Origin of the sequence: Streptomyces avicenniae (assembly GCF_000719135.1) — a bacterium.
Classification (GTDB): Bacteria; Actinomycetota; Actinomycetes; order Streptomycetales; family Streptomycetaceae; genus Streptomyces; species Streptomyces avicenniae.
The window spans coordinates 22,157-45,822 of sequence record NZ_JOEK01000010.1 but is presented as its reverse complement, the minus strand read 5'-3'; the positions used below and the strand labels follow the sequence as shown (position 1 = coordinate 45,822).

The window sequence follows — 23,666 nt, the reverse complement described above, 5'->3', positions numbered from 1 at the left end:
GTTCCGCACGCCCCGCGCCGGGACGGGGCCTTCCCCCGCCCGACATGCCGCCGCCCCGCCGGAACAGGCCCGGCGGGGCGGCGTCGTGACGGTGCGTCAGGCGCGCAGGCTCGCGCCCGTGCGCTCCGCCGCCGCGGCGACGGCCGCCTCACGCGCGGCGGTCAGCTCGTCCGCTGTGAGCGTGCGGTCGGCGGCGCGGAACCGCAGCGCGTAGGCGAGGGACTTGCGTCCCGTGCCCAGCTGCTCACCGGTGAAGACGTCGAACAGCCGCAGGGACTCCAGCAGTTCACCGGCGCCGTCCCGCAGCGCGGCCTCCACCTCGGCGGACGGCACGTCGGCGTCCACGACCAGCGCCACGTCCTGGGTCGCCACCGGGAACGACGCGATCCGCGGCGCCTCCACGACCCCGGCCCCGGCCCGCTCCAGCAGGTCGAGGTCGGCCTCCATGGCGCAGGTACGGTCGGGCAGCCCGAGGGCCTTGACGACGCGCGGGTGCAGCTCACCGGCATGGCCGACGAGCGTGCGCTCGCCGTCCAGGTCAACCGACAGGGCGGCGCAGCGCCCGGGGTGCCAGGGGGCGTACGTGGCGTTCTCCACGTGGAGTTCCGCCCCCGCGGCGCGGGCGACCGTACGGGCGGCCTCGACCGCGTCGGCCCAGGTCGCCGGGCGGGCGGGGCCCCACCAGCCGTTCTGCTCGCGCCCCCCGGCCAGGACGACCGCGACCCGGCGGGGCTGCCGGGGCAGCGCGGAGTTCAGCGCGGCGATCTCCTCGTCGGAGGGCCGGGCGGTCACCGCGGGCCGGAAGGCTGCGGGCTCGTCGCCTTCCGCCAGGAAGACGAGGCCGGTCTCGAAGAGGGCGAGGTCCTGCGCGCCGCGCCCGTGGTTGCGGCGCAGGGCCTCCAGGAGGCCGGGGAGCAGCGTGGTGCGCAGCCCGGACTCGGTGTCGTCGAGCGGGTTGACGAGACGGACGGTCCTGCGGCGCGGGTCGTCGGCCGCCAGGCCGAGCGCGTCGTACTGCGCCGGGCCGGTGAACGGGTAGTTCGGTGCCTCGACGTAGCCCGCGCCCGCCAGGGCGCGGCCGGTCCTGCGGTGGAGCCGCTGGCGTCCGGTGAGCCCGCGCCCGGCCGGGGGCCTGGGCAGCCGGGACGGGAGGGCTTCGTAGCCCTCCAGCCGGATGACCTCCTCGGCGAGGTCGTTCGGGTCGGTCAGGTCGGGCCGCCAGCTGGGCGGGGTGACGGTCAGGACGTCGCTGCCCGTGACCGTGCAGCCGACCTCCTGGAGGCGCCGTACGACGGTCTCGCGGCCGTACGTCACACCGGCGACCGCGTCGGGGTGGTCGGCGGGGACGGTGATCCGGGTGGGCGTGCCCGGGCCGCCGACCTCGGTGACGCCGGGGTGGGCGGTGCCGCCCGCCAGCAGGACCAGCAGGTCCACGGCGCGCTGCGCGGCGGCGGGCGCGGCCTCGGGATCGACGCCGCGCTCGAAGCGGCGGGACGCCTCGCTGGCCAGCTTGTGACGGCGCGCCGAGCGGGCGACGGGGACCGGCGCGAAGTGCGCGGCCTCCAGGACGATCCCGGTCGTGCCCTGCGGCTGGCCGACGAGCGGCTGCTCGGCCGTCTCGGCGATCTCCGTGTCGGCGCCGCCCATGACGCCCGCGAGCGCGACGGGGCCCGAGTCGTCGGTGATGACGAGGTCCTCGGCGTCGAGGACGCGCTTGACGTCGTCCAGCGTCGTCAGCCGCTCCCCGGCGGTCGCGCGCCGCACGCCGATCGGGCCGCTGAGGCGGGCGTGGTCGTAGGCGTGGAGCGGCTGGCCGATCTCCAGCATCACGTAGTTGGTGATGTCCACGGCCAGGGAGATGGGGCGCATCCCGGCCTTCTGGAGGCGGCGGGTGAGCCACAGCGGGGAGACGGCGTCTGGCCGCACCCCGGTGACCCCGCGCAGGACGAGCCTGTCGCACGCCTCGGGGTCCTCGACGCGGGCCGGGTAGCCGTCCGCGTTGGGCGCGGGCACGTCGAGCAGCGCCGGGTCGCGCAGCGGCAGGCCGTACGCGGTGGCCGTCTCGCGGGCGAGGCCGCGCATCGACAGGCAGTAGCCGCGGTCGGGGGTCACGGCGATGTCGAGGACCTCGTCCACCAGCTCCAGCAGGGCGATGGCGTCGGTGCCCGGCTCGTGTCCCGGCGGCAGGACGATGATCCCGTCGTGGTCGTCGCCGAGGCCCAGCTCGCGGGCGGAGCAGATCATGCCCTCGGAGACCTTGCCGTAGGTCTTGCGGGCGGAGATCGCGAAGCCGCCGGGCAGCACGCCGCCCGGCAGGATGACGACGACGTGGTCGCCCGGGCGGAAGTTGGTGGCGCCGCAGACGATGTTCTGCGGCTCGCCGGTGCCGTTGGCGGCGCCGACATCGACCTGGCACCAGCGGATCGGCTTCTTGAAGCCGGTCAGTTCCTCGACGGCCAGGACGCGGCCGACGACCAGCGGCCCGGTGAGGTCGTCGCCGAGGCGCTCGACGGTCTCGACCTCAAGCCCCGCCGCGATGAGGCGGGTGGCGACGTCACGGCCCGTGGTCCCGTCCGGCAGGTCCACGTACTCGCGCAGCCAGGAGAGCGGGGCGCGCATCAGATCTCCATCCCGAACGGCCGGGTGAAGCGGACGTCACCCTCGATCATGTCTCGCATGTCCACGATGTTGTGGCGGAACATCAGCATCCGCTCCAGGCCGAAACCGGCGGCGAAGCCGCTGTACCTGTCCGGGTCGATACCGCAGGCGACCAGGACGCGCGGGTTGATCACGCCGCAGCCGCCGAGTTCGATCCAGCCCTCGCTGGAACAGGTGCGGCAGGGCCGGTCCGGGTTGCCGACGGACGCGCCGCGGCAGCGGAAGCACAGCATGTCCATCTCGGCGGACGGCTCGGTGAAGGGGAAGTGGTTGGGGCGCAGCCGGGTGTGGGTGCCTGGCCCGAAGAGCGACTGCACCATGTGGTCGAGGGTGCCCTTGAGGTCCGACATGGTCAGGCCCTCGTCGATGGCGATCAGCTCGACCTGGTTGAACACCGGCGTGTGCGTGGCGTCCAGCTCGTCGGTCCGGTAGACGCGGCCGGGACAGATCAGGTAGAGCGGGAGCTCGCGCGTCAGCATGGAGCGGATCTGCACCGGCGAGGTGTGCGTGCGCAGGACGAGCCCGGAGGCGTCGGGGGCGGCGCCCTCGCGGTCGTCGGCGACGAAGAAGGTGTCCTGCGTGGTGCGGGCCGGGTGGTCGGGGCCGATGTTCAGGGCGTCGAAGTTGAACCAGTCGGCCTCGACCTCGGGCCCCTCGGCGACCTCGTAGCCCATGGCGACGAAGATGTCCTCGACGCGCTCGGAGAGGGTCGTGAGGGGGTGGCGGGCACCGGCGGGCACGCGGTCCCACGGCAGCGTGACGTCCACCGCCTCCTCGACCAGCACGCGCTCGTCCCGCTCGCGCTCCAGCTGTTCCTGCCGGGCGGCGAACGCCTTGGAGACCGCGCCCCTGGCCTGGCCGACACGCCTGCCTGCGTCCGCCTTGGCCTGCGGCGGCAGGGCGCCGATCTCGCGGTTGGCGAGGGCGAGCGGCGAGCGGTCGCCGGAGTGGGCGGTCCTGACCTCGCGCAGCGCGTCGAGGCCGTCGGCGGCGGCGATCGCCGCCAGCGCCTCGTCCCGCGCGGCGTCGATCCGTTCCGGTTTCAGTGCCTCGACCTCGACTGGGTCGTACGACTTGTTGGGTGCCGACATCTCTTCCCGTGCTTCCGTGTGGTTGACGCCCCGCTGCGCGCCCCGGGGTGCCCGGTGACCGAGTCTAAGCGGGTGCGTGGTGACTTCAGAACGCGGTGGCGGCCCGCGGGACCGGTGGGGGCGGCCTTCAGGAGAAGAACGCCGGGGTGCCCGCGGGCAGGACGAATCGGAAGCGGGCGCCGCCCCGGTCGGAGCGGCCGACGGTGACCGTGCCGCCGTGGGCCTCGACGATGCCCTTGACGATGTACAGCCCGAGCCCGGTGCCCGCCCGGTCGCCGCCGCGCCAGAAGCGCGTGAAGACGCGGTGCATGACCTCTTCCGGGATGCCGGGGCCTTCGTCGCTCACGGTGACGGCGGTTCCTTCCTGGTTCTGTCGCGTCTCGGCGGCGGGGACGGGCCGCATCTCGATCGTGACGGTCCCGGCGCCGTGGCGCACCGCGTTTTCCAGGAGGTTGCCGAGGACCTGGTCCATCTTGTCCGGATCCGCCCACAGGCCGGGCAGGCGGCCGTCCACGTGCAGGGCGAAGCGGTCGGGGCGGCAGCCGCCGTTGACCAGGGTGGTGACGTGGCGGCGGACGGCCTCGTCGAGGCGTACGGGCTGGCGGCGCAGCTCCAGGCGGCCCGAGGCGATGCGGGAGACGTCCAGCAGCTCGGTGATGAGGCGTGTGACGCGGTCGGCGTCGCCGTCCACGGTCTGGAGCATCAGGCGCTTCTGGTCGTCGGTGAAGCGTTCCCACTTGTCGAGCATGGTCGCGGTGAAGCCCTTGACCGAGGTGAGGGGGGAGCGCAGTTCGTGGGCGACGGTGGCGATGAGTTCGGCGTTGTGGCGTTCCGAGCGCCGCCTGGCCTCGGTGCCGCGCAGGGTGACGACGAGGCGGCGCACCGGTCCCGCGGGGCGGGCGCGGACGTAGCGGGCGGCCACCAGGACCTCCCGCCCGTCGGGGAGGACGAGGTTGCGTTCCGGCTGTCCCGAGCGGGTGGCGAGGCCGTGGTACGGGTCGGTCAGCCGCCACCAGCGGCGGCCCTCGGGGTCCTCCAGGGGCAGCGCGTGCTCGATGGGTGTGCCCAGCGCTCCGGACGCCGGGCGGCCGGTGAGCCGCGCGGCCTCGGCGTTGAAGCAGGTGACCAGGCCGTCACCGTCGGCGACGACGAGTCCGTCGGGAAGATCATCGGGCCGGAGGTCCGACTCCCCGGCACCGGCAGCGGAATGCATCCCCGTGAGCCCCTCTCCCAGTGCCGGTCAGCCTACTAGGACCGGGCGTACCAGGGCTCCCCGTGTGCGGGGCGCCCGCGCCGGGGACGGGCGGTAGGGCGGGGGTTCAGCCGGTCGCGCGGCAGCCGCCGGGGGCGCGCTGGGCGCGGGCGGAGGCGTAGAGGCAGACGGCGGCTGCGGTCGCGAGGTTCAGGCTCTCGGCGCGGCCGTGGAGCGGCACCCGGACGACGGCGTCGGCCAGCGCCCGTGTCTCCTCGGGCAGCCCCCACGCCTCGTTGCCGAAGATCCAGGCGGTCGGGCCGCCCATGGTCCCGGCGTCCAGCTCGGCGTCGAGGTCGCGGTCGCCGCCGCCGTCACCCGCCAGGACCCGCACCCCTGCGGCGGCCAGGCCGCGGACGGCGTCCTCCACCGGCACGCCGACGGCGACCGGCAGGTGGAAGAGGCTGCCGACCGAGGCGCGGACGGCCTTCGGGTTGTAGGGATCGACCGAGGCGTCGGTGAGGACGACGGCGTCGGCGCCCGCGGCGTCGGCGCAGCGCAGGACCGTCCCGGCGTTGCCGGGGTCGCGGACGTGCGCGAGGACGGCCACGAGGCGCGGACGCGCGGCGAGGACGTCGTCGAGCGGCAGGTCGAGGAAGCGGCAGACGCCGACGAGCCCCTGGGGCGTGACCGTCTGCGAGATCCCCGCGACGACGTCGTCGTCCGCGAGGTGGACGGGGACGCCCTGCGCGCGCACGGCACCCACGAGGTCGCCGTGCCGCTCGGCGGCCTCGGGGGTGGCGAACAGTTCCACGAGGGTCGGCCGCCCCCCGGAGCGGTGCCCGACCGCCTCCCGGACCGCCTGCGGCCCCTCGGCGAGGAAGCGCCGTTCCTTGCCGCGGAAGCTGCGTTTCGCCAGCCGCCTCGCGGCGGTGACGCGCGGGGAGCGGGGGGAGATCAGCTCGGCGGCTGGACCCATGGGCACGCGCTCACCTTCTCGGGATACGGAACCTGCGGGGTCGGACGCGGCCGGGCAGGTCGGGGCGGGACAGCACGGGACCCGCAGGCCACCTGGCCTGCGGGTCCGTGGGACGAGCGATGACGCGGGAGCCGTCGGCTCAGGCGGCGGCCCGGGGGGCGTTCACGTCGCTGGGCAGGGCCTTCTGGGCCGTCTCCACCAGGACCGCGAACGCGTTCGGGTCGTTCACCGCCAGCTCGGCGAGCATCTTGCGGTCCACCTCGATCTCAGCGGCCTTCAGGCCCTGGATGAAGCGGTTGTACGTGATGCCGTTGGCGCGGGCGGCGGCGTTGATCCGCTGGATCCACAGCTGCCGGAAGTCGCCCTTGCGCTTCTTGCGGTCGTTGTAGTTGTAGACGAGGGAGTGGGTGACCTGCTCCTTCGCCTTGCGGTAAAGCCGAGAACGCTGGCCGCGGTAACCGCTGGCCTGCTCAAGGACCGCCCGGCGCTTCTTGTGGGCGTTGACCGCCCTCTTGACGCGTGCCACGTGTGTACTCCTTGCAGCGGGGCCGCGGATCGTGCGCGCGGCCCGGAAACGGATGGGTCCCGGTCGGTGCGGGGCGCGCGGCGGCCGGTGGTGCCGCCGGTCGCGCCCGTCTCACATGCCGAGAAGCTTCTTGATCCTCTTGGCGTCGGCCGGAGCCGTCTCCGTGGTGCCGGCGAGGCGGCGGGTGAGCGTGGAGGACTTGTGCTCCAGGTAGTGACGGCGACCGGCGCGCTGGCGCATCACCTTGCCGGAGCCGGTGACCTTGAAGCGCTTACCGGCACCGCTGTGCGTCTTGTTCTTCGGCATGTCGCCGTTCTCTCCTCGTCCTGTTACCTGCGGCGCCACCGCGGTCCCCCGCGGCGGCGGCGTGCGTGCCGACCCGTCGTCAGGCCGACGCCCTGCCCTGCTGCTGCTCGCGCTCGGCCTGCTGGTGCTCACGCTCGGCCGCCTGGCGCTCCGCCTTGCGGATGGCCTGGGCCTCCCGCGCCTCGGCCATGGCCTCGGTCTTCTTCTTGTGCGGGCCGAGAACCATGATCATGTTCCGGCCGTCCTGCTTGGGGTTGGACTCCACGAAGCCCAGATCCTGCACGTCCTCGGCAAGCCGCTGAAGCAGCCGGAAGCCCAGCTCGGGGCGGGACTGCTCACGACCGCGGAACATGATCGTGATCTTGACCTTGTCCCCCTGCTTCAGGAACCGGACGACATGACCCTTCTTGGTGTCGTAGTCGTGCGGATCGATCTTCGGCCGGAGCTTCATCTCCTTGATGACCGTGTGCGCCTGGTTCTTGCGCGCCTCACGGGCCTTCATGGCCGACTCGTACTTGAACTTGCCGTAGTCCATGAGCTTGCACACCGGCGGGCGGGCGGTGGCCGCCACCTCCACCAGGTCCAGGTCGTACTCCTGGGCAAGCTCCAGGGCCTTAGCAAGCGGCACGATGCCGACCTGCTCGCCGCTGGGACCGACGAGTCGCACCTCGGGGACGCGAATCCGGTCGTTGATACGTGGCTCGGCGCTGATGGGGCCTCCTCGGTTGCGCCGCACGGATGCCTGGCGGACAGCCGTGCCGGATCGTTCGTGTGGGCCGCCGCCTGGAGCCATCGCCGCCGCACGGCCAGATCAGGTCGCGCGGCATGAAAAAACGCCCCGGACGGCACGCATGCGGGGCTCCAACAGACCGGGAGCACCGCCGCGTGGACGCGGGGCGCGATCTCGACCAGTGACCTACCGACCCGGGGGGCCGGTGAGGTGGGAGCGTGGAGCCTCCACTTGCGGGCCGGGCACACGAGTGTCCGGCCGGTCCCTTCCAGATTACACCACCGGGCGAGCCCCCGCGCCCGGCCCGGCGTGGGGGCCGTCCGTGGGAGACGCCCTGGTCCGTGGCGGCCACCGTACGCCGCCCGGGGGACGTGGGGCAGCGCTTAAGGTGGTGCGCATGAGCGACACCGCCGCCTCCGCCGACCCTTCGCACGCCGCCCCCGACGTCGAGGGCCTGACCCGCGACATCGCGGACGTGCCCGCCGTCGAGGTGATCACGACCCTCGCCGTGCACCTGATGAGTTCGGCCGCCGTGCAGCTCGGCCTCGCCGAGGACGGCGAGCAGCACAAGGACCTGGACGAGGCGCGCAAGCTGATCATCGCCCTCGCCGGGCTGGTGACGGCCGCCGCCCCCGAGGTCGGCTCGTACCACGCCGCCCCGCTGCGGGACGGCCTGAAGACGCTCCAGCTCGCCTTCCGCGAGGCGTCGGCGGTGCCGGACGCGCCGGGCCAGGGGCCGGGCGAGAAGCTCACCGGTCCCGTGATCGGCTAGTCCGCAGCCACGACCAGTCGTTCAGCCACTCCTCGTCCTGCGCGTGCACGATCCGGTGCACCACCACCGCGATCGCCGCGCCCACCAGCGGGGCGACGATGAACAGCCACACCTGGGACAGCGCCGAGCCCGTCGCGAAGATCGCGGGCATCAGGCTGCGCGCCGGGTTCACCCCCGCGCCGGTGAGCGGGATGCCCACCAGGTTCACGAGCGCCAGGGTCAGGCCGAGCGGGATGCCGTCGAACGACCGCACGGTGACGCCGTGCGTCACGGACAGGTAGACGAAGACGAGCAGGAACGTGAGCAGCGCCTCGATCACGAACGCGCCGCCGAGCGACAGGCCGACGGCCGAGCGGTCGTCGAAGCCGTTGCTGCCGAAGGCCGCGTGCGTGCCGAGTCCTGGCACCTGCTTGGCCACCAGGAAGAGCAGCGCCGCGCCGATGGCCGCGCCGACGAACTGGGCGATCCAGTAGGCGACGGCCGTGCGCGTCTCCATGCGTCCCGCCAGGAGCATCCCGAGCGTCACGGCCGGGTTGATGTGCGCCCCGGACAGCGTCCCGAACATGTAGACGACGCCGAGCAGGGTGAAGCCGAAGGCCAGGGCGATGCCGAGGCTGCCGATGAACTCACCGGCCAGGACCGCCGAGCCGACGGCGAACAAGACGAGGAACATGCTTCCGACCAGCTCGGCCGCGAGCGGCTGCGCTTCGGTCTCCGTGGACATGGCGCCCTCCTGCTGCCGACAGTTGGTTTCTGTGGCAGTCTCGGGCGGCGCCGGGCGGGTCGCACCTCGGCGCGGCCGTGCGGGTGAACGGCGCGCGCCTCCCTCACTCCCTGCGGTAGGTCGGCTCCCCGGGGAACGGCGCCCCCGGCGGCAGGACGGCGAGCTGGAGCCCGCGGACGAGATGGACGCGCAGGACGGTGTCGGCGGCGAGCGCGCGGGCGAGGCGGGTGGCCGCCTCCCCCGTCGGCGCGCCGGGGTCGAGCGCGAGGGCGAGGGTGCCGTCCGCCTGCCCGCCGGGGACGAGGCGGGCGGCCCGTACGGCGGGCTCGGCGCGCAGGACGGCGGCGACGGCGGAGGCGACGGCCTCGGTGGCGGCCGGGCTCGCGCCGGGGTCGGCGGCGGCGCCGGTGAGCACCGCCCGCAGGGCGGGCCCCGACAGCTCGTACGTGACGGGGCCCGCGACGTCGAGGACGAGCGCGCCCGCGTTCTCCTGGACGGCGGCGCGCAGGGCCTGCCCTGTGGTGACGGCGACGGGCCGCGCGTCGGGGCGCCAGCGGGCGAGCGTGGCGGTGGCGGTGAAGACCGGCAGGGCGCGGCGGCCGTCCGGCAGGGCGAGCGTGAGCACGGCCATGTCGCTGTGCTTCTCGCGGCGCAGCCCGTCGGGGCCCTCCTCCGCCTCGCCGAGCACGGCGACGACCGGCACGAGCAGACGGGCGTCGGCCAGTGCGGTGAGGAGCGCGGGCTCGGCGGCGGGGTCGCGGGACCAGGCGTCGAGGGCGTCGCGCACGGTGGGGTCGGCGGAGCCGTCGTCACCGGCGAAGGCGGGCTGGGGGATGTTCTTGAGTGCCACGCGGCGAGGGTAACCGGGGTGGCGCGGGGGGTGCCGCCGCAGGGTCGGGCGGGGCACGGGCGGCCGTACGGTCTGTGGGGTTCGTCACCCCTGGTTACGCGTTCTTCACGTGCGCGGAGATGACTCGGGCAGGTGTGCGGGATACCGTGCGCTCATGAGCAGGAAGTCCCCTGGTGCGCCACGCCGGTTCACACCTGCCCTGGTGCTGAACACGGCGCTGGCCACGACTCTTCTCGCGGGGGTGTCCGCGAGCGACTCGGCGCGGGAGGCGGTGCGGTCCACGGTGGGTGCGGCGGAGGCTGCCGACACGCTGGACGGCGGGTCGGGGCCGGGTGACGGGCTGGACCACGTGCAGGTGCCGCCCTCCCGCGGCGTGACCGACGACGACGTCCAGTCCGCCGTCGTGTCCGACCTGCGCCTGGCCCGGGAGATATCCCCGCTGCTCGCGGAGGGCGCGGCCGAGGGGGCGCGTCTGTCGGTCTCGGTGCGGGCGCTCGGCAGCGGGCGCAGCGCCGTGTACGGCGAGGAGCACTTCGACACGGCCAGCATCGCGAAGGTGGACATCCTGGCCGCGCTGCTGTTGCGGGCGCAGGACGAGGGCCGCGCGCTGACGCCGATGGAGCGCGGGCAGGCCGAGGTGATGATCCGGGAGAGCGACAACCCGGCGGCCGACGCGCTGTGGGAGACGATAGGCGGCGCGGACGGGCTCGACGCGGCGAACGCGCGTCTCGGTCTGGTCGAGACGTCGGGGGGCCCGGGGGGGCACTGGGGGCTGACGCAGACGACGAGCCGTGACCAGCTGGCGCTGCTCGCGGCCGTCTACGGCACGGACTCGGCGCTGACGGCGGAGTCGCGCCTCTACATCAGGGGCCTGATGGAGAGCGTGGCCGACGGGCAGCGGTGGGGCGTGTCGGCGGCGGCGGACGGGGACGCGTTCGAGCTGAAGAACGGCTGGCTCCCGCGCACGCAGACGGGCCTGTGGGACATCAACAGCATCGGCCGTGTGACGTCCGGCGGTGAGCGGTATCTGATAGCGGTCGTCTCGGACGGTCACGCGTCGCGCGAGGCGGGGATAGCGGCCGTGGAGGCGGTGTCGGAGGCGGCGGTGCGGGCGCTCGCCGCGGACGGCGCGGGCCGTAGCGGCGTCTGAGCCCGCCAGGGGTCGTTCACCACTGGTCGGGCCGCCACCACGGCGCGCCCGTCCTGCGGCGGAGGCGGGCCGTCAGCACGGCGGCGCCGACCATGAAGAGCGTGCCCGCGGCCCCGGCGGCCGGGGCGAGCCAGGAGGTGTCGCCGCCGGTGACCGGGCGGGGCCCGGGGCCGAAGTAGCGGGCGGTGTAGGGCTCGGCGGCCGGTTCGAGGGGCGCGGCGACGAGTTCGGCCGCGGCCTCGATCGCGGCGGCCGGGTCCACGACGCCGCTGCCGAAGGTGTCGTCACGCCCGCCGGGCGGCGGGTTCTGGGCGGTGTCCGCGAGGAGGTCACGCACCTGCGCGGGAGTGAGGTCCGGGTAGGCGGCGCGCAGCAGGGCGACGGAGCCGGAGACGAACGCGGCGGCGGCGGACGTGCCCCATCCCGCGTAGTAGCGGCCGTCCGGGTCGGCGACGATGACGTCCTTGCCTGGGGCGCTGACCGTGGTGTACCAGCGGCGGGTGGAGAAGTCGGTGGTGGCCCCGCTGCGGTCCACGGCGGCGACGGCGATGACGCCCGGGTATCCGGCGGGGTACGAGACGGGGTCGCCCTCGTCGCCTCCGTTGCCCGCGGAGGCGACGACGACGGCGCCCTGGTCGAGCGCGTAGCGGACGGCCGCGTCCTGCTCGGGGTCGGGGCGGGCCGAGTCGCTGTCGTCGCCGAGCGAGAGGTTGATGACGTCGGCGCCCTGGTCGGCGGCCCAGCGGATGCCTTCGGCGAGCGCGCCGGTGCGGGTGCGGCGTGCCTCGTCGCGTTCCGGGTCGTCGTCCTCCAGCAGGACGCGGACGGGCAGGATGCGGGCGGCGGGGGCGACGCCGATGACGCCGCTGCCGTTGTCGGGGCCGTGGCCGCGTCCGGCGATGATCCCGGCCATGGCGGTGCCGTGCGCGGCCCAGGTGTCGTCGCCTGGCGAGGCGCCGAGGCCGACGAGGTCGTGGCCCGGGAGGACGGCTCCGGCGAGGTCGGGGTGGTCGGCGTCCACGCCGGTGTCGAGGACGGCGACGGTGATGCCCTCGCCGCGTGTCGTCTCCCAGGCGTCGGGGGCGTGGATGGCGTCGAGGGCCCACTGCTGCTGCTCGCGGATCGAGTCGGCGCGGGCGGGGGTGGCGACGGCGAGGGCCGGGGTGAGCACGGCGGCGGCCGTCAGGGCGGCGGCGAGGCGGGCGGGGCGGGTCATCGCGGCTCCGGGGCGTACCGGTCGGCCGCTTCGCGCAGCCGGGTGTCGAGGGCGTCCGCCAGCCCTTGGGCGTCGTGGCCGAGACCGGCGAGGGCGACGGTGCTGTCCGCGTCCTCGGCCGTGGCCTCGGCGGCGGGCTCGGGGTCGGGGAACGCGCGGCCGTCGGCGAAGCCGGTGACGGTCCAGCGGACGACGGGTATCTCGGTGGCGACGCGGACGGACCAGGAGGCGCGCTGGGCGTCGCCGAAGTCCTCGGCGGCCGTGCCGGGCGCCGCGTAGGGGCGGGGCAGGAGGTCGGGGCGTGCGGCGAGGTCCTCCTCGGTGAAGCGGGCTTCGAGGGCCGCCATGTCCGCGGCGTCGGCCGTGGTGAAGAGGAGGCCGACGGTGGTGACGGTGGTCTGCGTCTCGTCGGTGTAGGTGGCGCGGACGAGGCGGTGGCAGCCGACGGGTTCGAGGACGTCGGCGAGGAGCGGGTCGAAGGCGTCGGCGCAGCCGCTGTCGGGCGCGACGGCGATGCGCGTCCACGTGCGGTCGGCGCCGCCGGGGCCAGCGCCCTCGCCGGTGATCTCGGGCGGGAAGAGGTCGTCCACGGGGAGGTCGCGCCACAGGTCGCGGCTCTCGGTGAAGAGGTGCGCCGCGGTGTCGGCGGCGGCGTCGGGGCCGAGCCAGGTGCCCGCGGCGGCGCCGCCCAGCAGCCCGGTGCCGAGGACCAGGCAGGCGACGACTCCGGCGATGCGCAGCGTGCGGCTGGGCAGGCGGAGCGTGCCGGAGCGCAGGACGGGGCCGAACGTGCCGGGGGGTGGGGGCTCCGCGGGCGGCGGCGGTACGGCGGGCGGTGGGGGGACGGCCGGTCTCGGAGGGGCGTCGTCCGGCCGGTCGGCGGGGAGCGGCGCCTGGCGGGACGCCGGTACGCTCGGCCGGGTGGTGGCGGGCGGGGCTGCCGGGCGGGGTGGGAGAGGCCGCGGTGACTCCGAACGCCACGGGCCCTGTTCGGTGTTCATCCGCCCACTCCCCGGCCCCCGGCGTCCGCTGCCGACGCTTGACGGGGTCACTTTACGGTTGTCACCTCATACTTCGGTACCGGGCCCGGAGCCGGACGCGCGCAGTCCGGACAGAACGCGCGCCATGTCCTCGACCGGCGGCGCGGTGTCCCGGACGTCGAACGCGAGGCGCAGCAGGGCGAGTCCGCTGCCGTCCGGCGCGGGGAAGGCGACGGACTCGACCACCGCGTCCATCCCCACGCCGGTCTCAACCCTGGCCCGGACGCGGAATCCGTCCTGGCCGAGGACGGTGACCTCCTCGGCGTCGGTCTCCTCGACGCCTGTCACGCCGCTGTAGAGCTCGTCGGAGCCGTAGCCGTCCTCGGCGTGCAGTTCGATGTCGGCGCGCGCCAGTTCCTCCGGGCTGTCGGTGGCCTGCGGCAGGACGCCGAGGGAGGCGGCGCCGCCGATGCACTGCTGCTCGGTGTCCCCGGGGCAGGGGTACGGGTCGGCGCTGATCATGACGCCCCCCTCGACGTCGGCCTCGGTCCAGCCGTCGAGGAGCGGCAGGGCGACGCCACCGGCCTGGGCGGTGGTCACGGTGCCCCGCGTGCCGTCCGCCTCGTCCCGGCCGCCGTCACCGTCTCCGTCGCCGGAGAGCGTCACGTAGCCGACGGCGGCGACGACCAGGGCGACGACGAGGACGGCGGCCAGGACGACGACGGAGCGGCTGCGCGGCGTGCGGGGCGTCGGAGGGCCCTGCGGGTAGCCGTAGCCGTAGGGCGGGGCGGCGGCGTACGGGCCGATCGGCGGTTGCGCGTACGTCGGTTGTGGTACGGGCGCGGGGGCCGGGATCGTCGCGTCCGGCGGGCGGGTGTGGGCGGTCCACGTCTGCCCGTCCCACCAGCGCTCGGCGGGTGGGGGCGGCCCCGCGTGACCGGGGTCGGGGTACCAGCCGGCAGGCGTCGCCATGTTCGTCACGCTCCTTGTCCACCCCGGCACGCGTACGTTCCCCCGGTACGTCGTGCCCTCGATGGAGTGAATTTCTCACAGCAGTGCCCTGACCGGCCAGTCCGCCTCAGGGCTGCGGGGGCGCCGAACCGCGCGTCCGGTGAGGAACCGGGCTTTCCGCACGGGATCCGGTACGGGCGGGCGCGGTTGACGGCGCGTCAGCCGTGCGCCGCGTGGTCGTCCGGCACGGCGCAGCCGTCGGGCCCGCACGCCTCGGCGGTGTCGGCGACCACCACCGGGCGCGCCTCGGGGTGCGCGGCTGCCCACGCCTGCCGCAGGACGTCGAGCAGGGTGTCGGCGTCCTGGGCGCCCATGACGGCGAAGCGTTCGTCGATGACCGTGAACGGCACCCCGGTCGCGCCGAGCCGTGCGGCGTGCCGCGCCTCGGCCTCGACCTGGGCGCGGTACCGGCGGTCGGTGAGGGCGGCGCGGGTGTCCGCCGCGTCGAGGCCGAGGCGTTCCCCGAGGGACACCAGTGCCTCGACGGTGAAGACGGACTCGGCGCGCCCGAAGTAGCTGTCGAACACCGCGTCCCACGCCTGGGCGTGCTGCCCTTCCGCACCGGCGTGGGCCAGGAACTCGTGGACGAGGGCGGTGCTGCCCGTCTCGTTGTCGCCGACGACGTAGGGCGTGAGCCCCTCGGCGCGGGCCAGTTCCTCGACCCGGGAGGTCATCTCCCTGGCCTGGGCGGGCGAGGCGCCCATCTTGGCGGCCAGGGCCTCGGCCACCGGGAGCGTCGTGCCGACGGGGGCGGAGGGGTCGAGCTGGAAGGAGCGGTGGACGACGGTGACCTCGTCCCGGTGCTCGAACCGGCGCAGCGCCTCGGCGAGCCGGTGCCTGCCGAGCCCGCACCACGGGCAGATCACGTCGGACCAGACGTCCAGCCGCATGCCGTCCACCTTCGTCTCACCCATGCCCGTCCCCGCAGTCCGCTCGGTGCCTTTCCCCCATGATGCGCCGCCGCCCGGGGCGCCGTGGCAGGGCCCCCTCCCCTGCCACGGCGCCCCGGGCCCGTCCTCAGCGGCTCGTGGCCGAGGGCTCGGGTTCCGCGCCGCACTCGGTGTCCGGCTCGGGCACGGCCTCGCCGACGGCGGCGGGCGGCGACGGCTCCGGGCCATGGCCCGGCAGGACGCGCGCCAGCCAGTGGGAGCGGCCCGCGATCAGCGGCGCGACGACCGCGAGGATCAGCACGTATCCGGCGATGAACGGCGACAGGCGCGCGTCGAGCCCGGCCGCCGCCGCCATGGTCGCCAGGATGAGCGCGAACTCGCCCCTGGCCAGCAGCGTCGTCGCGACGTTGGCCGTGGGCCCGGCACCGAAGCCGTAGATCCGGGCGGTGAGCAGACCGGCGAGCAGGTTCATCGTCACCGTGACGACAATCGCGATGAGCACGGGCCAGATGACCGACGGCAGGTCGCCCGGGTCGATGGACAGGCCGAAGCCGAAGAAGAAGATGGCGCCGAACGCGTCCCGCAGCGGATGGACCAGCTCGCGGATGCGGTCGCCCGAGCCGGTGTTGCCCAGGATCAGGCCGACCATGAACGCGGCGATGGCGTCCGCGACCCCGAACGTCTCGGCGATCCCCGAGACCAGGACGGCGGCGCCGAGGAAGGAGATGACGAGCAGTTCGTTGTCCTTGGTGGCGAACAGCCTGCCGATGACGCCGGTGCCCCAGCGCGCGGCCACCGCGAGGACGACCAGGAAGCCGAACGCCTTCCCCATGTCGGTGAGCATCGCCCCGACCCCGTCCGCGCCGGAGATGATCGGCTGGAGGGCGGCGAGGTACAGCGCGAGGAAGATGTCCTCCACCACGATGATGCCGAGGATGGGACGCGTCTCCGGATTGCCGATGCGCCCCAGGTCCACGAGGATCTTGGTGACGATGGCCGAGGACGAGATGCCGAGGACACCGGCGAGCACCAGCGCCTCGGAGGTGCCCCAGCCCAGCGCGAACCCGAACCCGAGCCCCGCGCCGACGTTCAGCGCGAGGTACGTCGATCCGGCGACGGCCATCTTCCTGCCGCCGGTCCGCAGGTCGTCCATGTGGAATTCGAGGCCCAGGTAGAACAGCAGCAGCACCAGGCCGAGCGCGGAGAGCATCTCCAGGTCGTGCGGGTCCTCCAGGAGGACGTAGCCGGGGGTGTTCGGGCCGAGGAGTATCCCGGCCAGGATGAACAGGGGGATCGTCGGCAGCCCTATGCGGCTGCCGAGACGGGCGAGGAACGCGGCGGCCACGAAGGCGCCGCCCATCGCGAGCAGCGTGTCGGCGTGTCCCATACGGTCACCCGCCGCTGACGGTGGTGGCAGGGGGCGTCGGGGTCGTCGGCATGGAAATGTCTCCTCCTCGGCGTCCGGGCAGCTCGACACGCAGATGGTGGGTCAAGCATGCGTCAAGAAAACGTTAATACTTAGCCTATCAAACTATTTTTTTGGCCAAGGGGGTGCCCGTGGGATGTCCGAGGCGTGCGGCATGATCCGGGGTGTGACCAGACGCCTGATGCTGCTCGACACCGCCTCGCTCTACTTCCGCGCGTACTTCGGCGTGCCCGAGTCCGTGCGCGCCCCCGACGGCACGCCCGTCAACGCCGTGCGCGGCCTGCTCGACTTCATCGCGCGCCTCGTCGCCGACCACCGGCCCGACGACCTCGTCGCCTGCATGGACGCCGATTGGCGCCCCGCCTGGCGCGTCGCGCTGATCCCCACCTACAAGGCCCACCGCGTCGCCGAGGCGCACGGGGAGGGCCCGGACGCCGAGACCGTGCCCGACACGCTCTCCCCCCAGGTGCCGGTGATCGAGGCCGTCCTCGACGCCCTCGGCATCGCCCGCGTCGGCGTGCCCGAGCACGAGGCGGACGACGTGATCGGCACCCTCGCCGTCGCCGCCGCCGGTCCCGTGGACATCGTCACCGGCGACCGTGACCTGTTCCAGCTCATCGACGACCGGCGCGGCGTGCGCGTGCTCTACCCCGTCAAGGGCATGGCGACGCTGACCGCCTTCGACGAGACGGCGCTGCGCGACCGGTACGGCGTGGACGGCCCCGGGTACGCCGACCTCGCCCTGCTGCGGGGCGACCCGAGCGACGGCCTGCCCGGCGTCCCCGGCATCGGCGAGAAGACCGCCGCGCGACTGCTGGCGCAGTTCGGCGACCTGGCGGGCATCGCCGCCGCCCTGGACGACCCGGCGGCGCCGCTCACCCCGGCCCAGCGCAAACGGCTCACGGCCGCCGCCGCCTACCTGGAGGTCGCCCCGCGCGTCGTCCGGGTGGCGACCGGCCTGCCCCTGCCCGCGTACGACCCGGCCCTGCCCACCACGCCACGCGACCCGGCCGCCCTCGACACGCTCAACGCCCGCTGGGGCCTGGGCGGTTCACTGACCCGCCTGCTGAGCACCCTGGAGCGCCGACCGGACCGACCTGCGGTCAACCAAGGTTGACCACAGCGGTGGCGGTCAACTACGGTTGACCGCATGAGCGACGAAGGACTGACCGGCATCGCCGCGGCGACGGCCGACAGGGACCCGCTGGTGGCCCTGGCGGCGATGGCACGGCTGCGCGCCGAACTCGAACGCGCCGAGGCCGTACTCGTGCGCCGCGCACGGAACGAGGGAGCCACCTGGCCGCAGATCGCGGCGGCCCTGGGTGTCTCGAAACAGGCCGTCCACAAGAAGCACAGCGGCCGTGGCCTGCTGGGGGGCCGGTCATGACCGGCGCGGCGGGTGTCGAGGACGGATCGGCCGCCTGGCTCGGCGCCCTGCCGGGCTCCCGCCACCCCGTGGCCGCGGCGGCCGTCGTCTCGTCGGGGAACCTCACGACGGCGTACCGCGGCACGGGGCCCGACGGCGACTTCGAGATCGGCTCGCTGTCGAAGGGCCTCACCGGCCTGCTGTACGCCGAGGCGCGGACGCGCGGCGAGATCGGCGACGGGACGACGCTGGGCGACCTGCTGCCGCTGCGCGACGCCCCGGCGGCGCGGGTGACACTGGAGTCGCTGAGCACCCACCGCTCCGGCCTGCCGGGGCTCCCCCGCTCCGCCCACCCCACGCGCAGGACGCTCGCCCTGTGGCGGCACGGCACGAACCCCTACGGCGAGGACCTCGACCAACTCCTCGACCAGGCCAGGGGCGTCCCGCTGGGCAAGCCGCGGCCCCGCTACTCCAACCTCGGCTTCGAACTGCTCGGCCACGCCCTCGCCGCGGCGGCCGACACCCCCTACGCCGCTCTCCTCAGGCGGCGTGTCACGGACCCCCTGGGCTGCGACGACTTCTACGTACCGGCGACGGCCGACCAGCTCAGGCCGGGCGCCCTCACCGGAAGAAGCCGCCGGGGGCGGCCACGGGAGCCGTGGACCGGCGAGGCGGTGGGCCCCGCCGGCGGCGTACGCGCCACGCTCACCGGCATGGCCCGCCTCACGGCGGCGCTGCTCGACGGCAGCGCCCCCGGCGTCGCCGCGCTGGAGCCGGTCGCGCCCTTCGGTTCCGGCGCCCGCATCGGCGCCGCCTGGATCACCGTGCGCATGAAGGACCGGGACGTCACCTGGCACAACGGCGGCACCGGCGGCTTCAGGTCCTGGCTCGGACTCGACCGCGCCGCCGGGACAGGTGTCGTCCTCCTGTCGGCCAGCGCCGCGCCCCTCGACCGGTACGGCTTCGCGCTCCTGGCCGAGGTCGGCGCAGCGGCCGACGCGCCCGACGTCCGCTGACCCCGCACCCCCGGCGGGCGGTCAGCCCACCGAGCTGTACGCCACCACACCGCGCAGCAGCCGGTCCACGGCCCTGCGCGCGTTCCTGGCGACGGTGCCGCCCGCCGGGGCCGCGTTGGCGATCTGGCCGAGCACGTCGATGACCTGCTTGCACCAGCGCACGAAGTCCCCGGCGGGCATCCCTGCGTCCCGCAGGACGACGTCGAGCCCCTCGCCCTGCGCCCAGCGGTGGACCGGCCAGGCGAACCCGAGGTCCGGCTCCCGCTGCCCCACCCCCGTGACATGGCTGATCCGGTACTGCTCCTCCAGCGCGTCGAGCCGCCCCCAGATCCGCACCATGTCCCCGAGCGCGCGGCGCGCCTCACCGCCGGGCACCTCGGGCGCGGCGGCGTCGTCCGCGTTGCGCGCCTCGAAGACGAGCGCGGAGGCACAGGCGGCCAGCTGGGACGGGTCGAGCCCCTCCCAGACCTTGTCCCGCAGGCACTCGCTGGCCAGCAGGTCCAGCTCGCCGTACAGACGGCCGAGACGCCGCCCGTCGTCGGTGACCTCATCCCCCTGGAGGTAGCCCAGCTCGGTGAGCAGCGCGGAGACCTGGTCGAAGGTGCGGGCGATCGTGTTGGTACGGCCCTCGATGCGCCGCTCCAGCTGCCGCGTGTCACGGCGCAGCCGGTGGTACCGCTCCGCCCAGCGGGCGTGGTCCTCGCGCTCGTCGCAGCCGTGGCAGGGGTGGGAGCGGATGGCGGCGCGCAGCCGCGCGATCTCGGTGTCGTCGGCGGCGCTCGCGCGCTCCTTGCGGTGCCGTCCGGGGTCGCGGTGCCCCGCCTTCGTGCGCAGCGCCGAGGCGAGGTCGCGCCGCGACTGCGGGCTGCGCGGGTTGAACGACCGGGGGATGCGCATCCGGTCCAGCGGCTCCACCGGCGCGGGGAAGTCGATCATCGCGAGCCGCTTGACCTGCCGCTCCACCGTCAGCACCAGCGGACGGGGCCCCTCGTACGGGTCGAAGCCGCCGCGCGGGCCGCGCGGACGCCCACCGGGCGGTCCTGAACCCGGGTCCAGCACGAGCGCGAGCCCCGCGAACTTGCCGGTGGGCACATGGATGATGTCGCCGGGTCGCAGCTGCTCCAGGGAGGCAGCCGCCGCGGCGCGGCGCTGGGCCGCGCCCTGCTTGGCCAGCTCGTTCTCACGGTCCTTCAGGTCACGCCGCAGCCTGGCGTACGCGTCGAAGTCGCCCAGGTGGCAGGTCATGGCCTCGCGGTAGCCGAGCAGGCCCTCCTCGTTCTTGCGCACCTCGCGCGCGATGCCGACGACCGCCCGGTCCGCCTGGAACTGCGCGAAGGACGTCTCCAGCAGCTCGCGGGAGCGGTGCCGCCCGAACTGCGCGACGAGGTTGACCGCCATGTTGTACGACGGGCGGAACGAGGACCGCAGCGGATAGGTCCGCGCCCCGGCCAGGCCCGCGACGGCCCCCGGGTCCATCCCCTGCTGCCACAGGACGACCGCGTGCCCCTCGACGTCGATCCCGCGCCGCCCGGCCCGGCCGGTCAGCTGGGTGTACTCGCCCGGCGTGACGTCGGCGTGCTGCTCGCCGTTCCACTTGACCAGCTTCTCCAGGACGACGGAGCGCGCGGGCATGTTGATGCCGAGCGCCAGCGTCTCGGTGGCGAAGACCGCCTTGACCAGCCCGTGGACGAACAGTTCCTCGACGATCTCCTTGAACGCGGGCAGCATCCCCGCGTGGTGCGCCGCGATGCCCCGCTCCAGCCCTTCGAGCCACTCGAAGTACCCGAGGACGTGCAGGTCCTCGTCGGGGATGGCCGCGGTGCGCCGCTCGACGATCTCCCGCACCCGGACGCGGGCCGCCGGGTCGTTCAGCCGCAGCCCCGCGTGGAGGCACTGCTGGACGGCGGCCTCGCACCCGGCGCGGCTGAAGATGAACGTGATGGCGGGCAGCAGGCCCTCGGAGTCGAGCCGGTCGATGACCTCGGCCCGGCTCGGCGTGAAGACGCGGGCCCGCTGGCGCCGCTCACGCTCCCGGTCGGCCTCCCGCCTGCGGTCACGGGCGCCACGGGCGCGGTCCCTGCCCCAGCCGCGCCCCTGGTCGGAGCGGACCAGCCGGAGCAGGTCCGGGTTGACCTCGCGCTTGTCCCCCGACTCCTCGAACAGGTCCATCATCCGGCGCCCGGCCAGGACGTGCTGCCACAGCGGGACCGGCCGGTGCTCGGAGACGATGACGCGGGTGTCGCCGCGCACGGTGTCCAGCCAGTCGCCGAACTCCTCGGCGTTGGAGACGGTCGCGGACAGGGAGACCAGCGTCACCGACTCCGGCAGGTGGATGATGACCTCCTCCCAGACCGCGCCGCGGAAGCGGTCGGAGAGGTAGTGCACCTCGTCCATGACCACGTAGGCGAGGCCGTTCAGCGCCTGGGAACCGGCGTAGAGCATGTTCCGCAGGACCTCGGTGGTCATGACGACGACCGGGGCGTCGGAGTTCACGCTGTTGTCGCCGGTGAGGAGGCCGACCTGGTCCGCGCCGTAGCGCTTGACCAGGTCGGTGTACTTCTGGTTCGACAGCGCCTTGATGGGCGTGGTGTAGAAGCACTTGCCGCCCTGGGTCAGGGCGAGATGGACGGCGAACTCGCCGACGATCGTCTTGCCCGAGCCGGTCGGGGCGGCGACGAGGACGCCCTTGCCGTCCTCCAGGGCCTGGCACGCCTCGATCTGGAACGCGTCGAGCTCGAAGTCGTACAGCTCACGGAACGGGGTGAGCGCGGTGGCCTGCTCGATGGCTCGCCTGCGAGCGGCGGAGTAACGCTCTGCGGGGGACATGTCGTCGGTCATTGTGCGGTCGAGCCTACCGGCCGCCTGTGACAGTGCGGCGATCTTTACCGGCGGGCTGGGCTCACGGCGGGGGCGCCAGCAGCCGCAGGGCCCCGGGGACGCAGCGGGCCGTCAGCGGCAGCGGCCCCACCGGCTCCCCGTCCGCGTAGCCGGTGACGCCCGGCGCCTCCAGGGTGACGCGCGCGGCCCGGTGGACGGTGACCGCCGGGTGCGACACATGGGTGCCCCGGAAGACGCGCGGGAAGACGCGGACCAGCGTCGTGCGGCTGCACGGGCCGACGACCGTGACGTCGAGCAGCCCGTCGTCCAGCGCGGCGGCCGGGCATATCCGCAGCCCGCCGCCGTAGCTCGACCCGTTGCCGACGGCGACGAGCGTGGCGTCCATCTCGCGCCACGGGCCGTCGTCGAGCCGTATGCGGTACGGGAGGGTGCGCAGCGTCGCCAGTTCGGCGAGCGTCGCCAGGTCGTAGCGGAGCCTGCCGCGCGGGCGGCTCATACGGTTGCCCCGCTCGGTGACGCGGGAGTCGAAGCCGGTGGCGAGCACGCCGCCGAACCAGGTGCCGCCGATGCGGCCGAGGTCGATGCGCCGGTACGCGCCCGCCGTCAGCGCGGCGGCCAGGACGCGGCCTCCCGCCGCCGGGTCGCCGATCGGGAGGCCGCAGGCGCGCGCGAGGTCGTTGCCCGTGCCCGCGGCGACGAGGCCGAGCGGCGTGTCCGTCCCGGCGACCGCCTGGAGGGCGAGCGAGGCCACGCCGTCGCCGCCGACGGCTATGAGGGCGCGGGTGCCGTCCGCGACGGCGCGGCGGGCCAGCCGGAGGGCGTCGGCGGCGTCCTGGCCGACGAGGGTGTGGACGGTCAGTCCCGCCGCCTCCAGGGCGCCGACGGCCCGGCGGGCGGCGGAGCGGCCGTGCCCCCGGCCCGCCGCCGGGTTGACCAGGACGGTCGTGTCACCGGCCACGCGCGTCCCGTCGCGGACGGGCGCGCGGGTCAGGTGATGTCATCGAAGCCGTTCAGGCGCGAGGGCCTGTCGTCCAGCCGGGAGGAGGAGACCCGCTCCACCGGCTCGACGGCGGCCGGGGTCAGGTCGAGCGGCGACGCCTCGTCGTCGTCCAACTCCTCCTCGTCCTCCCTGCGTGCCTTGCGCCGGTCGTTGAGCACGGCGATGACGCAGGCGATGAAGTAGAAGGCGGTGACCGGCACCTGGAGGGCCACCATCGACATCAGGTCGGTCGGGGTGATGGCCGCCGCGAAGATGGCGATGCCGACGACCATCCAGCGCCACCAGCTGAGCATCCGCTTGCCGGAGACGATGCCGCCGAGGTTCAGCAGGACCAGCACAAGCGGCAGTTCGAAGGAGAGACCGAAGGCGAGCGCCATCCTGACCGTCAGGTCGAGGATCTCCTCCATCGACACGTAGTTCTGCGCCCCAGGCGCGCTGAAGCTCAGCAGGACGGGCACGGCGCGGCCGAGCAGCCAGTACGCGAACGCGGAGCCCGCCAGGAACAGCGGCACGCCCACGGCGACGACGGCCCGCGTGTACTTCTTCTCGTTCTTGTGCAGCCCTGGCGCGATGAACGCCCACGCCTGGTAGAGCCAGATCGGGGACGCCGCGATGAGGCCGACGAGCAGCGACACCCTCAGGTAGGTGCCGAACGGGACGGTCAGACCGTTCTGCGCCAGGACGGCACAGCGGCGGTCGCGCGCCGCGGGGTCCTCGAACGATTCGCAGACCGGGACCGGATCGGAGAGGAAGTCCATGATGTCCTTGGCGAAGAACATCGCGACGATGGTGACCACCAGGATGCCGGCGACCGAGATCCCGAGCCGGTTGCGCAGTTCGCGCAGATGCTCGGTCAGGGACATCCGTCCCTCGGGGTCCTTGGTCTTCTGCGGTGCCTTGGGCACGCCAGGTCCTCATCTCCTACGGCGGCCGGTGTCCGCCGAG

22 protein-coding genes are annotated in these 23,666 nt (G+C 74.3%); 5 read left to right on the top strand and 17 right to left on the bottom strand.

The genetic code is table 11. The features are described 5' to 3' along the window. Positions 1-96: 96 nt before the first annotated feature. From pheT to infC, 7 genes are all read right to left on the bottom strand, one after another. A complete protein-coding gene (pheT, locus tag IF27_RS18310; protein WP_052850736.1) occupies positions 97-2,619 on the bottom strand; it encodes a phenylalanine--tRNA ligase subunit beta in 2,523 nt (840 codons plus the stop codon). Then, on the bottom strand, positions 2,619-3,749 hold the full coding sequence (pheS, locus tag IF27_RS18305; protein WP_052850735.1) for a phenylalanine--tRNA ligase subunit alpha: 1,131 nt from the start codon (positions 3,747-3,749) through the stop codon (positions 2,619-2,621). The genes pheT and pheS overlap by 1 nt, the downstream gene beginning before the upstream one ends. 127 nt (positions 3,750-3,876) lie before the next feature. After that, positions 3,877-4,962: a sensor histidine kinase gene (locus tag IF27_RS18300; protein WP_052850734.1), complete on the bottom strand. Its 1,086-nt coding sequence runs from the start codon at positions 4,960-4,962 to the stop codon at positions 3,877-3,879. Positions 4,963-5,068: 106 nt separating this feature from the next. Next, positions 5,069-5,920, bottom strand: a complete 852-nt coding sequence (locus IF27_RS18295) for a TrmH family RNA methyltransferase (protein WP_052850733.1) — start codon at positions 5,918-5,920, stop codon at positions 5,069-5,071. Between the two features lie 139 nt (positions 5,921-6,059). Next, complete coding sequence (gene rplT, locus IF27_RS18290) at positions 6,060-6,446, bottom strand: 50S ribosomal protein L20 (RefSeq protein ID WP_052850732.1); 387 nt, start codon at positions 6,444-6,446, stop codon at positions 6,060-6,062. A 111-nt stretch (positions 6,447-6,557) separates the two neighbouring features. Then, positions 6,558-6,752 carry a 50S ribosomal protein L35 gene (rpmI, locus tag IF27_RS18285; protein WP_052850731.1) on the bottom strand — a complete coding sequence of 65 codons (195 nt, stop codon included), beginning with the start codon at positions 6,750-6,752 and terminating at the stop codon, positions 6,558-6,560. A 79-nt stretch (positions 6,753-6,831) separates the two neighbouring features. Beyond that, positions 6,832-7,545, bottom strand: coding sequence for a translation initiation factor IF-3 (gene infC, locus IF27_RS18280; protein ID WP_420822026.1), 714 nt, complete (start codon positions 7,543-7,545; stop codon positions 6,832-6,834). Positions 7,546-7,879: 334 nt separating this feature from the next. Between infC and IF27_RS18275 the strand changes: the two genes are divergently transcribed. Beyond that, positions 7,880-8,254: a DUF1844 domain-containing protein gene (locus IF27_RS18275; protein WP_052850729.1), complete on the top strand. Its 375-nt coding sequence runs from the start codon at positions 7,880-7,882 to the stop codon at positions 8,252-8,254. Here IF27_RS18275 and IF27_RS18270 read toward each other — a convergent pair. Continuing rightward, positions 8,232-8,978: an MIP/aquaporin family protein gene (locus tag IF27_RS18270; protein WP_052850728.1), complete on the bottom strand. Its 747-nt coding sequence runs from the start codon at positions 8,976-8,978 to the stop codon at positions 8,232-8,234. The genes IF27_RS18275 and IF27_RS18270 overlap by 23 nt on opposite strands. Positions 8,979-9,081: 103 nt before the next feature. Beyond that, complete coding sequence (locus IF27_RS18265; protein ID WP_052850727.1) at positions 9,082-9,828, bottom strand: SseB family protein; 747 nt, start codon at positions 9,826-9,828, stop codon at positions 9,082-9,084. A 154-nt stretch (positions 9,829-9,982) separates the two neighbouring features. On the opposite strand from IF27_RS18265, the gene IF27_RS18260 reads away from it, so the two are divergent. Further along, positions 9,983-10,978 carry a serine hydrolase gene (locus IF27_RS18260; RefSeq protein WP_110946024.1) on the top strand — a complete coding sequence of 332 codons (996 nt, stop codon included), beginning with the start codon at positions 9,983-9,985 and terminating at the stop codon, positions 10,976-10,978. Positions 10,979-10,994: 16 nt separating this feature from the next. On the opposite strand, the gene mycP is transcribed toward IF27_RS18260, so the two are convergent. The 5 genes from mycP to IF27_RS18235 form a co-directional block, all read right to left on the bottom strand. After that, positions 10,995-12,194: a type VII secretion-associated serine protease mycosin gene (gene mycP, locus IF27_RS18255; RefSeq protein WP_052850725.1), complete on the bottom strand. Its 1,200-nt coding sequence runs from the start codon at positions 12,192-12,194 to the stop codon at positions 10,995-10,997. After that, positions 12,191-13,195: a hypothetical protein gene (locus tag IF27_RS18250; protein ID WP_223291109.1), complete on the bottom strand. Its 1,005-nt coding sequence runs from the start codon at positions 13,193-13,195 to the stop codon at positions 12,191-12,193. Before IF27_RS18250 ends, mycP begins: the two co-directional genes overlap by 4 nt. A gap of 66 nt (positions 13,196-13,261) precedes the next feature. Next, complete coding sequence (locus IF27_RS18245; RefSeq protein ID WP_052850724.1) at positions 13,262-14,146, bottom strand: DUF2510 domain-containing protein; 885 nt, start codon at positions 14,144-14,146, stop codon at positions 13,262-13,264. 197 nt (positions 14,147-14,343) lie between these two features. Next, positions 14,344-15,099 carry a DsbA family oxidoreductase gene (locus IF27_RS18240; protein ID WP_223291100.1) on the bottom strand — a complete coding sequence of 252 codons (756 nt, stop codon included), beginning with the start codon at positions 15,097-15,099 and terminating at the stop codon, positions 14,344-14,346. 103 nt (positions 15,100-15,202) lie between these two features. Next, on the bottom strand, positions 15,203-16,435 hold the full coding sequence (locus tag IF27_RS18235; protein ID WP_052850876.1) for a cation:proton antiporter: 1,233 nt from the start codon (positions 16,433-16,435) through the stop codon (positions 15,203-15,205). A 247-nt stretch (positions 16,436-16,682) separates the two neighbouring features. On the opposite strand from IF27_RS18235, the gene IF27_RS18230 reads away from it, so the two are divergent. The 3 genes from IF27_RS18230 to IF27_RS18220 are packed head-to-tail and all read left to right on the top strand — an operon-like array spanning position 16,683 to position 18,883. Then, complete coding sequence (locus IF27_RS18230) at positions 16,683-17,618, top strand: 5'-3' exonuclease (RefSeq protein WP_190233020.1); 936 nt, start codon at positions 16,683-16,685, stop codon at positions 17,616-17,618. A gap of 33 nt (positions 17,619-17,651) precedes the next feature. After that, positions 17,652-17,888 carry a helix-turn-helix domain-containing protein gene (locus tag IF27_RS18225; RefSeq protein WP_052850722.1) on the top strand — a complete coding sequence of 79 codons (237 nt, stop codon included), beginning with the start codon at positions 17,652-17,654 and terminating at the stop codon, positions 17,886-17,888. Beyond that, the gene (locus tag IF27_RS18220; RefSeq protein WP_052850721.1) at positions 17,885-18,883 is read left to right on the top strand and encodes a serine hydrolase domain-containing protein; all 999 of its coding nucleotides are present in this window, start codon (positions 17,885-17,887) and stop codon (positions 18,881-18,883) included. Before IF27_RS18225 ends, IF27_RS18220 begins: the two co-directional genes overlap by 4 nt. A gap of 21 nt (positions 18,884-18,904) precedes the next feature. On the opposite strand, the gene IF27_RS18215 is transcribed toward IF27_RS18220, so the two are convergent. The 3 genes from IF27_RS18215 to tatC form a co-directional block, all read right to left on the bottom strand. Beyond that, positions 18,905-21,721, bottom strand: a complete 2,817-nt coding sequence (locus IF27_RS18215; RefSeq protein WP_052850720.1) for a DEAD/DEAH box helicase — start codon at positions 21,719-21,721, stop codon at positions 18,905-18,907. A 61-nt stretch (positions 21,722-21,782) separates the two neighbouring features. Continuing rightward, the gene (locus tag IF27_RS18210) at positions 21,783-22,679 is read right to left on the bottom strand and encodes a diacylglycerol kinase (RefSeq protein ID WP_052850719.1); all 897 of its coding nucleotides are present in this window, start codon (positions 22,677-22,679) and stop codon (positions 21,783-21,785) included. Positions 22,680-22,708: 29 nt separating this feature from the next. Beyond that, positions 22,709-23,626: a twin-arginine translocase subunit TatC gene (tatC, locus tag IF27_RS18205; protein ID WP_052850718.1), complete on the bottom strand. Its 918-nt coding sequence runs from the start codon at positions 23,624-23,626 to the stop codon at positions 22,709-22,711. Between the last annotated feature and the right edge of the window lie 40 nt (positions 23,627-23,666).

Bases quoted from the DNA above. Each gene is read 5' to 3' on its own strand.
- IF27_RS18230 (WP_190233020.1), top strand. From the start codon at position 16,683: ATGCTGCTCGACACCGCCTCGCTCTACTTCCGCGCGTACTTCGGCGTG.
- IF27_RS18215 (WP_052850720.1), bottom strand. From the start codon at position 21,721: ATGACCGACGACATGTCCCCCGCAGAGCGTTACTCCGCCGCTCGCAGG.
- rpmI (WP_052850731.1), bottom strand. From the start codon at position 6,752: ATGCCGAAGAACAAGACGCACAGCGGTGCCGGTAAGCGCTTCAAGGTC.
- IF27_RS18270 (WP_052850728.1), bottom strand. From the start codon at position 8,978: ATGTCCACGGAGACCGAAGCGCAGCCGCTCGCGGCCGAGCTGGTCGGA.
- IF27_RS18250 (WP_223291109.1), bottom strand. From the start codon at position 13,195: ATGAACACCGAACAGGGCCCGTGGCGTTCGGAGTCACCGCGGCCTCTC.
- IF27_RS18225 (WP_052850722.1), top strand. From the start codon at position 17,652: ATGAGCGACGAAGGACTGACCGGCATCGCCGCGGCGACGGCCGACAGG.
- IF27_RS18295 (WP_052850733.1), bottom strand. From the start codon at position 5,920: ATGGGTCCAGCCGCCGAGCTGATCTCCCCCCGCTCCCCGCGCGTCACC.
- IF27_RS18300 (WP_052850734.1), bottom strand. From the start codon at position 4,962: ATGCATTCCGCTGCCGGTGCCGGGGAGTCGGACCTCCGGCCCGATGAT.
- IF27_RS18275 (WP_052850729.1), top strand. From the start codon at position 7,880: ATGAGCGACACCGCCGCCTCCGCCGACCCTTCGCACGCCGCCCCCGAC.
- pheS (WP_052850735.1), bottom strand. From the start codon at position 3,749: ATGTCGGCACCCAACAAGTCGTACGACCCAGTCGAGGTCGAGGCACTG.
- IF27_RS18245 (WP_052850724.1), bottom strand. From the start codon at position 14,146: ATGGCGACGCCTGCCGGCTGGTACCCCGACCCCGGTCACGCGGGGCCG.
- IF27_RS18220 (WP_052850721.1), top strand. From the start codon at position 17,885: ATGACCGGCGCGGCGGGTGTCGAGGACGGATCGGCCGCCTGGCTCGGC.
- mycP (WP_052850725.1), bottom strand. From the start codon at position 12,194: ATGACCCGCCCCGCCCGCCTCGCCGCCGCCCTGACGGCCGCCGCCGTG.
- pheT (WP_052850736.1), bottom strand. From the start codon at position 2,619: ATGCGCGCCCCGCTCTCCTGGCTGCGCGAGTACGTGGACCTGCCGGAC.
- IF27_RS18240 (WP_223291100.1), bottom strand. From the start codon at position 15,099: ATGGGTGAGACGAAGGTGGACGGCATGCGGCTGGACGTCTGGTCCGAC.
- IF27_RS18235 (WP_052850876.1), bottom strand. From the start codon at position 16,435: ATGGGCGGCGCCTTCGTGGCCGCCGCGTTCCTCGCCCGTCTCGGCAGC.
- IF27_RS18260 (WP_110946024.1), top strand. From the start codon at position 9,983: ATGAGCAGGAAGTCCCCTGGTGCGCCACGCCGGTTCACACCTGCCCTG.
- infC (WP_420822026.1), bottom strand. From the start codon at position 7,545: ATGGCTCCAGGCGGCGGCCCACACGAACGATCCGGCACGGCTGTCCGC.